The sequence below is a fragment of the Streptomyces sp. NPDC020958 genome (assembly GCF_055562175.1).
Genome location: NZ_JBVHFU010000022.1, coordinates 16142 through 27110 on the forward strand (window position 1 = coordinate 16142; position 10969 = coordinate 27110).

Annotated in this window: 10 protein-coding genes and 2 pseudogenes; 2 read left to right on the forward strand and 10 right to left on the reverse strand. The window is 70.2% G+C overall.

The genetic code is table 11. The features are described from left to right. The first annotated feature begins 92 nt into the window (after positions 1-92). Positions 93-767: a hypothetical protein gene (locus ACZ3KP_RS37605; protein WP_207921793.1), complete on the forward strand. Its 675-nt coding sequence runs from the start codon at positions 93-95 to the stop codon at positions 765-767. A 203-nt stretch (positions 768-970) separates the two neighbouring features. Here ACZ3KP_RS37605 and ACZ3KP_RS37610 read toward each other — a convergent pair. From ACZ3KP_RS37610 to ACZ3KP_RS37655, 10 genes and pseudogenes are all read right to left on the reverse strand, one after another. After that, a pseudogene (locus ACZ3KP_RS37610) lies at positions 971-1508 on the reverse strand (flavoprotein). Positions 1509-1522: 14 nt separating this feature from the next. Beyond that, entirely contained in the window at positions 1523-2317 is a 795-nt protein-coding gene (locus ACZ3KP_RS37615) for a WbqC family protein (RefSeq protein WP_467505239.1), read from the reverse strand. Further along, positions 2259-2948 carry a YdcF family protein gene (locus tag ACZ3KP_RS37620; RefSeq protein ID WP_467505241.1) on the reverse strand — a complete coding sequence of 230 codons (690 nt, stop codon included), beginning with the start codon at positions 2946-2948 and terminating at the stop codon, positions 2259-2261. Before ACZ3KP_RS37620 ends, ACZ3KP_RS37615 begins: the two co-directional genes overlap by 59 nt. Continuing rightward, positions 2945-3250, reverse strand: a pseudogene (locus ACZ3KP_RS37625) (hypothetical protein); the annotation flags it as partial. The gene ACZ3KP_RS37620 and the pseudogene ACZ3KP_RS37625, both read right to left, overlap by 4 nt. Before the next feature lie 680 nt (positions 3251-3930). After that, positions 3931-4173 carry an LmrA/YxaF family transcription factor gene (locus ACZ3KP_RS37630; protein ID WP_467505243.1) on the reverse strand — a complete coding sequence of 81 codons (243 nt, stop codon included), beginning with the start codon at positions 4171-4173 and terminating at the stop codon, positions 3931-3933. 173 nt (positions 4174-4346) lie between these two features. After that, the gene (locus tag ACZ3KP_RS37635; protein ID WP_467505245.1) at positions 4347-6599 is read right to left on the reverse strand and encodes an ABC transporter permease; all 2253 of its coding nucleotides are present in this window, start codon (positions 6597-6599) and stop codon (positions 4347-4349) included. Continuing rightward, the gene (locus ACZ3KP_RS37640; RefSeq protein ID WP_467505247.1) at positions 6596-7282 is read right to left on the reverse strand and encodes an ABC transporter ATP-binding protein; all 687 of its coding nucleotides are present in this window, start codon (positions 7280-7282) and stop codon (positions 6596-6598) included. The genes ACZ3KP_RS37635 and ACZ3KP_RS37640 overlap by 4 nt, the downstream gene beginning before the upstream one ends. After that, positions 7279-7803 (reverse strand): PadR family transcriptional regulator, encoded by a 525-nt coding sequence (locus ACZ3KP_RS37645; protein WP_467505249.1) that lies wholly within the window; start codon positions 7801-7803, stop codon positions 7279-7281. The genes ACZ3KP_RS37640 and ACZ3KP_RS37645 overlap by 4 nt, the downstream gene beginning before the upstream one ends. Positions 7804-8031: 228 nt before the next feature. Further along, on the reverse strand, positions 8032-9492 hold the full coding sequence (locus ACZ3KP_RS37650) for an MFS transporter (protein WP_467505251.1): 1461 nt from the start codon (positions 9490-9492) through the stop codon (positions 8032-8034). Then, on the reverse strand, positions 9489-10097 hold the full coding sequence (locus tag ACZ3KP_RS37655) for a helix-turn-helix domain-containing protein (protein ID WP_467505253.1): 609 nt from the start codon (positions 10095-10097) through the stop codon (positions 9489-9491). The genes ACZ3KP_RS37650 and ACZ3KP_RS37655 overlap by 4 nt, the downstream gene beginning before the upstream one ends. 276 nt (positions 10098-10373) lie before the next feature. On the opposite strand from ACZ3KP_RS37655, the gene ACZ3KP_RS37660 reads away from it, so the two are divergent. Further along, on the forward strand, positions 10374-10967 hold the full coding sequence (locus tag ACZ3KP_RS37660) for an LOG family protein (RefSeq protein ID WP_467505255.1): 594 nt from the start codon (positions 10374-10376) through the stop codon (positions 10965-10967). The last annotated feature ends 2 nt before the right edge of the window (positions 10968-10969 follow it).

The following is a 10969-nucleotide window of genomic DNA, read 5'->3' on the forward strand; positions in this document are numbered from 1 at the left end:
TTTCGGCGGGCGGCCGTGGGGGAGGTCACTGACACGATGATCGGGTTGCGCGGCGGGGGCCACGCGTCCTAGAAAAGCAGTCGGGTGGAGATATGCATCGCGGTGGCGGACTGGGCGAGGGGACGGATGACCTGGGTCCTCGACGTGCCCGGCAGGGAAGGCACCGGCGCGACGCGGAGGAAGCGGCGGAAGCAGCACGTCGGGAACAGGGCGGCGTACCGGGTGAGTCCGATCGGCGTGATCGACGTATGGATCAGCGGGACCAGAGGGCCCGGCGGATCGATCGCGGAATCGACCGTCCCGAGACCGGGAGCAGGAATGGTGGTCGGGTGGGGGTGACGTACAAGTACTTCGGCGCACCGGACGGCGCGACCGCGGCCCGTGTCCCGATCTCCATGCGTCCCGAGGAACTCGGCGGCGACGAGCTCGGCATGAACGGCATGTTCACGAAGATCAAGCCGGAGACGATGGCCGCGATGGTGCTGACGGGCATCGAAGGCGTGCCGCTGCACAAGGTGCCCCCGCTGGAGCTGGTCGTCCTGCACCCCGACTACGCGGTGGTCAAGCTCCCCATGACGGTGGTGGACCCCCTGCGGGGCGTGGGCGAGGAAGCGGTCGGCGCGGCGGCCTTCATCTGGTCGACGGTCCCGGACCGGGGCGGCCCGAGGGACGCGTTCAACGTGTACCAACTGCTGCACGAGTGGCAGGACTTCTCGCACCGGCTGCATGAGGCGGGGCACCAGCCGTACTGCCTGGTGTGGCCCTGAGCTGGGGTTCCGGTGGTTTCGGGCGGGGTCTTCGGGCCTCGCCCTTTTTGGTGCCAGGGAGGGGCCGTCAGGCGGCCGAGGCACAGTGAGGGCACATTGGTTTCGTTGGGGGCGCTGATGTGCCCTGGTCGGCGGGCGGGGCGCCGTCGTCTTCCGCCTCGGTTTCCGTTTCAGTTTTTCAGGCCAGGGGACGACGTCGCTGATCACGTCGCCCCGCACACCGCAGGGGCGAGAAGCTCCAATGCCTCCTCCCACCGGTATCGATCCGCGCCACCGCCGACCTTGGGCCGCTGAGGTTCGTACGAGCCGATCAGTACGTCCATCTCGCGCAGGTGTTCAAGGCTCCGGCGGTATGCGGGATGGGCGGCCGGGGCCGAGTTCAGGTACGGCAGGACAGCGGTCGGGATGCCCATCCCGTATGCCTCGCACAGGATGCCCAGAGCGAGGGTGTCGGAGATGCCGGCGGCCCACTTGTTGACCGTGTTGAAGGTGGCCGGCGCAACCGCGATGGCGTCCGCGGGCGGTAGCGGCCGGGCCTCGCCGGGCACGCGCCAAGCGGAGCGGGTAGCCGGTCTGGGCTTCGATCGCCTCGGTGTCAAGGAAGCCGAGGCCCTTCGGGCTGGCGACGACCCCGACGTCCCAGTTCCGTTCCTGCGCGCCGGTGATCAGCTTGCCGACGTCACCGGCGATGCCGGAGGCGCAGACGACGACGTACAGGAAGGGCTTCTTGGCCGGTTCCATGGTGGCGGGCTCGGTCACGCGCGGGCTCCAGGATGGTGGGCTTCTCGTTGGGCGGCCAGCTGATCGGCCAGCGCATCGGGCCCGATCTTGCCCAGAGCCCACAGACCGCTGGATCGACGTGCCCACCGCCAGAGCGGGTTGTCCACAGGGGTGTGGAAGGGCAGCACGGGAATGCCGTGGGCGTCGAAAGGAGCACCGTCGAGGTAACGCAGACCACCGGTGCCGCACAGATAGTGGGTGCTGCCGGTGGCTGCCGCCAGGTCGGCGAGGCGCTCGGAGCGGCCTTGCCGGGTCGGGATCTCGCTGCTGTCCCGCACCTTCCCCGACCAATCGAGAGCGCTGAGCAGGGCGATCGTCGATGTCCTCGCCAGGTCGGCCACACGGTCCGACTCGTCGAGCGCGTCCAGTACCTCGGACACGGCGCCCCAGTAGGGGCTGCGGCCGTAGTACTGGCGGACGAGAAGCTGGACCGTCCGGCGCGAACGACGCGGATCAACGAGCCGTGCCTGGCTGATCAGCGTCGGGCGCCCGTGGGGAAGGTGCGTCGGGAGCGTGAGCCACTGCTGTCGGGATGGATCGTCCAGGGCGGCGAGACGGGCGCGGTTCTGGTAGTCGCGCCGGGCGAACTGCACGTCGTCCAGGACGATCCACAGGTCGGCGGAGAACAGCTTCGCCAGCGTGGACAGCCGGGGAAACAGGTTCGGTTGGTGGATCGCGCACAGCCCGTCCGACGCATCGGCGCGGGGCGGCTCAGGTGCTGATGAGGCGGCTGTCGAAGCCGGCGCCCAGGAGGCGCTCGTAAGCGTCATACACATCCCCCGGTACGTCCTGCTCGACGGCAAAGCCGAGCTTCGGGTACTCGATCACCCGTTGCAGGTCACCGACGAGCATGTCGACGACGAGCTTCTCGTCGCCGATGGACTTGATGTAGTCGTCCAACTCCAGCGGCTCGGAGGCGCACACGACCTCAGCCTCGGGCCACAGCTTGCGACAGGTCGCGTACGAGCGGCGTTCCATGTACGGCTTGGAGATGAGCAGCAGCGACTGCACTTCCACTCCGGCCTCGGCCAGCAGTTCGCGGGAGTAGGTGATGTTCTGGCCGGTGTTAGCGGCCTTCGGCTCCACGATGATCGCCTCGTCCGGCACCCCCAGGCCCAGCGCGTGCTCGCGGTAGTGCACAGCCTCGCCGCGCGGGAAGCGGGCGCGAGTGGTGGGGCTGTTGCCGCCGCTGAAAACCACGACCGGGAAAAGGCCGGCGCGGTACAGGTCGACCGCCGTGGTCGCGACCCCGAGGTCGTGGCTGCCCAGGCCGATCGCCGCCGAGCAGGGCCGCTGCGCGTGACCCATCTGGTGGTAGTTCCAGATCAGCGTCGCGTCGTGGAACTGCTCGTCGGTGATCTGGCGCTGCTCGTGCTCCGGCACTGGCACTCCCTGGCTCATCCCTGCTCGTCCTTTCGAATGCCCTCGATGCTGCGCAGCTGGTGGCTCAGCCCGTACTGCCGGGCCACCTGTGCCGCCTGTTCAAGGACGGACAGCCCATCATTCCGGGTCGCCGCATCCGACAGAAGGATGTGCCCGTACGCGCCGTCCAGCCTCACCCGCTGCATCGGGGAGTCGACCGTGCCGGTGGTGCGCGCGATGTCGATGTAGTGCAGTGCCTGCTTCAGGTCGCCGGCACCGCGACGGGCCAGAGCCAGCTTCTGGTGGGCGACCGACCAGTCCTCCGGCTCGCCCAGGTCCTTACTGGCGAAGAAGAAGCAGTGAGATAGGGCGCAAGGACATCAAGTACCGCGTCCCGCTGTTCCTCAACCAGAACCAGATACCCCGTGCGGCGATCGAAGCATGCGACCTTCTTGCCGTCCGACTGATTCACGTAGAGACGGTCATGTCCGTAGCGCTTCCATACGGAGACCTGTAAGCCGCTCACGCGCCCCCCCGTTTCGCATCCCATCAAAGGCCAATGACCATGTGACCAGGATCAGAAACAGCGAGCAAGACAGCCTCACGTCTGCGCTGAGCAGGCTGGTGGCCGAGATCGGCGCTTGCCTGCCGGTTCTGCAGACAGGGCGAGGGCACATCCAGGGCACATGAGCCTGGGAAACGGCGTTGACCCTTGAGAACTACCGAGACGAGTTTCCCCAGGTCAACGCACATTCCACCGAGACACCCCAGGTCAGCGCCCTCCCACCCCCAGTTGCTGCACGAGTGGCGGGACTTCTCGCACCGGCTGCATGAGGCGGGGCATCAGCCTTATTGCCTTGTGCGGCCGTGACCTGGGCTTTCAGTGGTTTCGGGCGAGGTCTTCGGGCCTCGCCCTTTTTGATGCCAGGGAGGGGCCGTCGCCCTCTCCCTCCTGGACAGCGGCGTATTCACCGAGGAGAAGGCCAAGGCCGTCCGCGCCGCACCCTCCCCTTGGCGGGCGTCAGCGCTTGATCGCGTCGGCGACGAGCGCCTGCAGCCGCTCGGCGGTGCGGTCGAGCGGCTCGGTACTGCGTTGGGCTCGGCACATGGCGACCGTGCCCTCGACGGACGCCAGGATGAGTGTCGAAAGCCGCATGGCCTGTTCCGCCTCGGCGCCATGTTCCCGCAGGGAGCCGGCCAGCAGGCTCTCCCACTGATCGAAGGCGTCGGCGGCGGCCAGGGCGGGGCAGCAAGAGGTTCCCACCGCAGCTTTTTCGGGCGCTCGGGGGGGAAGACCTCTTCGACGAGGTTCACCGCAGGACACTGCCACGGATGGTCCGGAGGGATGTACATCGTCAGGGCTCCTACTGCCGAGGGCTCCATCAGCCCCGGACACCGTTGGGAAGGTGTCCGGGGCCGTAGCGGGGAGTTGGCGTGTCAGCCGTTGCGGGCGGCCTCTGGGCCGGTGATGCGTTTGAGCAGGGGGAGAGTCGAGGCGATGATGCCCAGCGAGGCGACGAGGCCGACAGCGACGAGCGCGTAGTACGCCGCGCCCGGTGACACCAGGTCGTAGTGCATCTGCGATTTCAGGAACAGGGCCGAGGCGGCGAAGGCCGTACCGGTCGAGATCGCTGCCACTGCCAGCAGCGGCAGCGTGCTCTCCAGTCCGATCACCCGTTGCAGCATGCGCAGCGGCGCACCGGTGAGCCGGAGCAGCGCGAACGGGCGTCGGCGATCCGACAGGCCCGCCACCACGCTCACCGCCAGGCTGCACCCTGCGATCGGCAGCGTGGTCAGCAGCACCACGTCGGCCAGTTGCCGCCAGCCGGCCAGCTCCTGCTGCAGGTCGGTGCCCCAGTCGCCCACCGTGCGCGCCTGTTGGCGCGGGTAGGCGGTGGTGAGCAGGGTCCGTACGTGTTCCATGGCGGCTGTCGACCCGTCGGTGGCCACGTAGAGCATCTTCACGGGCAGCTTGGCGACGGCTGCGGTGCTGATCGCGGCGGCGGGCCACGGCAAGCTCGGGTGCGACTGCAGGCTGACGAAGGCGTAGGAGTCGACGGCCGTGACGCTCGCGCCGGCCGGGCAGCGGCCGACCATGGGAGTCTGCGCCAGGTCGGAGCAGGCCACCAGTGCCGGCGCGTCTGGAGGAGGATCGCCCGGGTGGACTCGCCGGTACGCCACCTTGCCGACGCCGTCGGGGTTGGCGTGGACGACGGCCAGGCCCCGCACGCCCGGGGTCGCCCGCACCTCGGTGAGCAGCCGTGTCGGGACGGTCCCGGCCAGGGGCGCCTCGCGGTCGCCGCCGACCTCCACCACCGTCCGGGTCTGCCGGTCGCCGTCGAGCGTGCCGCGGTTGTGGTTGATGGTGCCGATGATGCTGACGGTCGCGGTGGTCACGAAGAGAGCCAGGACGAGGCCGCTGACGGCGCGGAAGCCGGCCTTCGGGTCGTCCGCGAGCCTCCGCACGGCGATCAGGGCGGCCGGTCGTCCCGTGCGCCGGGCAACGAGCCGGGCAGCGGTCATGGTCAGCCACGGCCCGGCGATCACCAGGCCCAGCATCACGACCAGGAAACCGGGGAGGTAGGCCGCCGTCTGGCCGTTCCCGGTGGCCGGGCGACGGCCGACGAAGACGAAGTACGCCAGCTCCGCCAGGCCGGCCAGCAGCGGGATCAGCCGCCAGGCGCGCGGCGGGCGCGGGGTCACCCGGCGGGTCACGCCGAGCGGGGAGACGGTGACCCGGCGCAGGGCGAGGCGTGCCGCGATCGCCGCCGCCACCGGCACGCCGACGACGACGCCGAGGACCTGCGGGGTGCTGAGGGTGAGATCCGAGAGGAAGAACCGCTGCTGCCCGGTGAGCGGAATGGTGGCGACCAGCGGGCGCAGCGCGGCGTAGAGCCCAAAGCCGACAACCGTCCCGGCGGCCGCCGCCAGCGCGGACTCCACCGCCGACAGCAGCGACACCTGCCGGGGAGTGGCGCCGACCAGCCGCATCGCCGCGTACCGCTGTTCCCGCGTGGCGGCGGACAGACGGGTCGCGGTGGCGATGAAGATCAGTACCGGGAAGATCAACGCCCCGGCCACCACGGAGGAGATGAGTGTCAGCGCGTCGCCGCGCACCGCGTGGTCCCAGCACTCGTTGGCACAGGTGGATGGCCGGGTGCCGGCGATGGTGGTGACCGTTCTCGCCCTTGGTGCGCCCTTGATCTGGGCGGAGGTACGGCCGATGACAGCGATCAGTGAGTCCGGGGAGGCCAGAGCGGCGTCGCCGATCGTGCCGGTGAGCCGCCCGGGAAAGCGGTCGCCCAGCTGGTCGGCCGGGGTGGCTCGGATCAGCTTGACCAGCGCGGGAGAGGCGTAGTACTCGCCGGGCGCGGGAAGGTGCGTCATCCCGGGCGGGACGGGCGAGGTCGGGCCGGTCGCGGCGACGTCGACCTCGGTGAGGGACTTGCCGTCGTAGTAGTCGCCGTGCGGCCACCACCACAGTGGGTCCCCCGACGTCTGTTCGGTACGGCTCGCGGCGCCGGTGTCGAGCCAGACCTGCCGCTGGTTCGTCCGCTCGACGGCGTTCATGCTGGCGAAGGTCGACAGCAGCAGCCCGACGCCGATGGCGACCGCGGCGGCGATCATGACCAGTCGGGCGAGAGCCGCCCGGCCGCCACTGACCGCGAGTCGGAGGGCGAAGGCGATCACGAGGCCATCCGTCCGGTCGTGAGCAGGCTGGCCCTGCCGTCCCGGACCATGGCCTTCTGGTCGGCGTACGCAGCGACCCGGGGCTCGTGGGTCACCAGGACGACGGCGGTGCCTTCCTCGTGAGCCGCGTCCACCATCAGTTCCATCACCTGCTCGCCGGTCAGCGAGTCCAGCGCCCCGGTCGGCTCGTCGGCGAACAGCACCTTGGGCCGGGCCACCATGCCGCGGGCCAGCGCCACCCGCTGCGCTTGGCCTCCCGACAACTCCCCGGAGCGGCGCCGCTCCAGGCCGTCCAGGCCCAGCCGGGCGAACCAGGGCCGGGCCTCGGCGAGCGCGGCCGCCCGGCGCTTTCCGGAGAACAGCAGCGGCAGGGCGACGTTCTCCTCGGCGGTCAACTCGGGGACGAGCTGGCCGAACTGGAAGACGAAGCCGAAGGTGTCGCGGCGCAAGGCGCTGCGCTCGGCCTCGTTCAGGGTGTCGATGCGACGTCCGTCGAAGTGCACCTCGCCCGAGTCGGGGACGAGGATGCCGGCCAGGCAGTGCAGCAGGGTGGACTTGCCCGAGCCGCTCGGGCCCATCACGGCGAACACCTCGCCGGCCTCCACGGCCAGGTCGGCGCCGCGTAGCGCGGGGGTCTCGCCGAAGGACAGGGTGAGGTCGCGGGCCTCTATGAGGGCGGTCACGCGCGCACCTCCTCGGCGAGCGCGTCCATTCGGGCCGCGGTCACCTCGATCCAGTGCAGGTCTGCCTCCAGGTGGAACAGGCCGTGGTCGGCGAGCAGGACGTCCACGAGCGTGCCGGTCCGGCGCAGCTGGGTCAGTTCGTGCATCCGCTGCAGGTGGGCGGCCCGCTGGGTGTCGAGGTACTGCTGGGCGTCCCGGCCGAGCATCAGGGCCAGCACGACCTTGGTGAACAGCACGGTCTGCAGGTTGGGCTCGGGAGCCACCGGTTCGGTGAGCCAGGTCTCGAACTCCGTCGCCCCCGCCTCGGTGATCACGTAGCGCTTGCGCTCGGGACCGACGCCGGGCTCCGCCTCGCCGGCGATGACCTTCCCGTCCCGCGCCAACCGGCCGAGCGTTGTGTAGACCTGCCCGTACGGCAGCGGCTTGCCGCGGTTGAAGAAGGTGTCGTAGTCGCGCTTGAGGTCGTAGCCGTGGCTCGGCTCTCGCTCCAACAGCCCCAACAGGGTGAGAGGAACACTCATGCGAGGACCATACACCGGGGATATACTCTGAGTGTATATCTGCTGAGAGTACGTTCTGGCCGTTGGATGTCGCAGGGCAGGCTGGACGGCAGCGGGTGCCTGTACGGCTGGAGCGTGAAGCCCCGGGCCTGAGTGGCCGAGGTACTCGGAGAGCGCCCTGATGCTCTCCCCCGCAGCGCACGCGCCCCGCCGCCCGGCGGGCGGGGCGCCGGCGCGGGGGCCGCGGTGCTATCCGTGGGGGTCGGGCAGCGGTGGTGCCTGCGCGGGGGCGGGGGGCGTCGCGGTCGCCGGGGTCTCCGGGGTGTTGCGGGCGCCCAGCACGAGCAGGGCCATCAGGCCGGCGGCCAGGTAGAGCACGGCCTGCGCGTTCAGCAGCGGTACCGGGCCCAGGCGGTCGGCGAGCAGGCCCGCGAGGGCCATGCCGATGGCCTGCGCGCCGTTGGACACGGTGTAGAAGGAGCCGAGGGCCCGGCCCAGGTGGTCGGCGGGGACCCGCTGCTGGACCATCCCGAGCACCCCGGCGTAGTAGACGCCACCGGGCAGACCCACCACGGCGAACAGTGCGACGTACACGCCGAAGGCGGTCGTGACCATCGGCGCGTTCCAGATCAGCAGCGCCAGTCCGGAGAAGGACAGCGCTCCCCAGGTGATCAGCGGCCTCGGGTGCACGCGGGTGCCCAGGAAGCCCAGTGCCAGGCCGCCCGCGATGCCGCCGATGCCCTGGATGCTGCGCAGCAGGCCGATCTCGGCGTCGGTGCCGTGCAGGGTGGTGGCGACGAAGACGACGAACAGGACGACGAACAGGCCCTGGCCCACGGCGCACAGGATGGCCGCGAGGAAGGACACGCGCAGGCGGCGGTCGTCGGTGATCACCGCGACGCCTTCGCGCCAGTGCCGGAACATCCGGCCGGGGCCCGCGGCAGCCGCAAGGTCGGCCGCCTCGGCGCGCTGGGCCCTCTCGTCGGCCGCCGAGCCCGCGGACGCCGACGTGGCCATCGGTCCGGCCGGCGCACTCCCTGTCGTGGCCGCCTCCGACCCGGGCCTGACCGGCGCGCGGTCGGGCCGACGGATCCGGCTGACCACCCCGGCCGTCAGCAGCAGGCCGATGACCGAGCCCGCCGCCACCGGGCGCAGTCCCCCGGCGACCACGATGCCGCCGAGCAGACTGCCGCCCAGGCGGCCGAGGTTGGAGTTCAGGACGACCAGGTTGCTGGCCGCCGCGCTCTGCCCGGGCTCCACGAGGTCGGGCAGCAGCGCGTTCTTCGACGTCAGGACGAACTGCGCGCACACCGCGCGCCCCGCGATCACCGCGTAGACGAGCCACAGCTGGTCGCCGGAGGTGACCGGAAGGAGCAGGGCCGCCAGGGCCGCGTGCAGCAGCGTGCAGACGAGCAGCAGCTTCTTGCGGTCGTACCGGTCCGCGGCGATCCCGGCGAGGGAGCCGACGAGGACGCCCGGGGCGAGTTCGATCAGGAAGGCGAGGGAGGTCGTCATCGCCGACTCGGTCATGCGGTAGACGAAGATCGGGATGGCGGTGACCAGCATCCAGTCGATCGTGTCGTCGAGCAGCCCGGCCGCCCATAAGGTGCGGAAGCGCGGGTTGCGTATCGGGGAGTTCGCGGGGTTCCGGACGGACCCGGCAGAACCTGTGGACCCGGCGGGCTTCTTCCGGCGGAGTACGGGGGTCAACTCTGCTCCTTGGGCCGGCGGAACGCCTGGACGCTGAAGCTGATCTCGGCCGCGTCGGGCGGCACGTCACGGCGGTTGGCGATGATGTACGGGCGTACCAGCAGGTCGATCACCGAGGTCAGGTGGAGGAGTTCGTCCGGCGTGAGGGCGAGTGCGTAGGAGTCGAACACCGCCGCTCGCTGCCACGGCTCCTCCAGTGAGCCGAAGTCGGCGAGGAAGTGCCGCACGAGACGGGTGAGTTCGCTCAGCTCGGCCCCGACGACCGCCGAGTGGGCGGCGAGCGACTCGGGGCCCTGGCCGTCCGGCAGGAAGTCGAATCCGGTGGCGACCGCGCGCCACGGCCGGTCACGGGCGTCGGAGCCGTCCTCCGCCTCGACGCGCTCCACCAGTCCGTAGCGGTGGAGCAGGCGGAGGTGGTAGCTGCAGTTGGAGGCCGAGTCGTCGACCGCCTCCGCGCAGCGGCTCGCGGTGTCCGGTCCCTTGCGCATGAGGTGGTGCAGCAGGCGGAGGCGCAGGGGGTGCGCGAAGGCGCCCAGGACGCGCACATCAGTGATCGGGACCCGTCCGGGACCGGCAACGGAGTTCGCTCGCGATGTGAAAGACATCTTTCAATACTGCGCCGGGATGCCATCGGGTGCAAGGCCGCACCTTCGGAGCACGGTCACATTAGCGCCGTTCTGGGGCGATTTGCGCCCACCTGCTCGCGCCAGGATCAGGGCTTTCGGCCGACCTGAAATATATATTTCACTGTGTGGAAACGACCGGACGACGCGGAATCCTCCCCCTCGGGTGGAAATACGCCGGTGCGCGGCGAGATTCCCGGAGAATTCCTCTAGCCTGCCGAAGAGAACCCGACCACCGTCCCAGGAAGGGAATTCGACATGGCTTTTCCCACATCGAGCTCGCGGCGCATCGGCGTGCTCTGCGGTTCGCGCGGCGGCCGTACGCCGCACTACGTGGAGATGGCGACCGCGCTCGGCGAGGGGCTCGGGCTCCGTGGTGCCGATCTGGTCTACGGTGCGGGCGGCGCCGGCGTCATGGGCGCCGTCTCCCAGGCCGCGCACCGGTCCGGAGCCAAGGTGACCGGGGTGATCCCGCACGCGCTGCACGAGCGCGAGCGGGCGGTCGAGGCGTGCGGCGAGATCTTCGTGGTGCCCAGCATGCACGAGCGCAAGGCGCTGATGTACCGGCTGTCGGACGCGTTCCTGGTGCTGCCGGGTGGATTCGGCACGCTCGACGAGCTGATGGAGGTGGCTACCTGGAACCAGTTGGGATATCACCAAAAGCCGGTTGTCCTCGTCAATGTCCGGGAATTCTTCCAGCCGCTGATATCGATGCTGGACCGTATGTGCGAGGAAGGTTTCTTCACGCCCCGGGAGCGTTCCATCGTCAAGGTCGCCGACGCTCCGGATGCGGCGCTCGACCTGCTGGGGCTCCCCCGCCCGGCGCCCGTGAGCCAGATGGCCCCCGCCTGAGC

What these genes read in the sequence shown, in the direction of transcription:
- ACZ3KP_RS37620 (WP_467505241.1), bottom strand. Translation starts at nt 2,948, where the DNA reads ATGAGCCAGGGAGTGCCAGTGCCGGAGCACGAGCAGCGCCAGATCACC.
- ACZ3KP_RS37615 (WP_467505239.1), bottom strand. Translation starts at nt 2,317, where the DNA reads ATGACGCTTACGAGCGCCTCCTGGGCGCCGGCTTCGACAGCCGCCTCA.
- ACZ3KP_RS37655 (WP_467505253.1), bottom strand. Translation starts at nt 10,097, where the DNA reads ATGTCTTTCACATCGCGAGCGAACTCCGTTGCCGGTCCCGGACGGGTC.
- ACZ3KP_RS37660 (WP_467505255.1), top strand. Translation starts at nt 10,374, where the DNA reads ATGGCTTTTCCCACATCGAGCTCGCGGCGCATCGGCGTGCTCTGCGGT.
- ACZ3KP_RS37605 (WP_207921793.1), top strand. Translation starts at nt 93, where the DNA reads ATGCATCGCGGTGGCGGACTGGGCGAGGGGACGGATGACCTGGGTCCT.
- ACZ3KP_RS37645 (WP_467505249.1), bottom strand. Translation starts at nt 7,803, where the DNA reads ATGAGTGTTCCTCTCACCCTGTTGGGGCTGTTGGAGCGAGAGCCGAGC.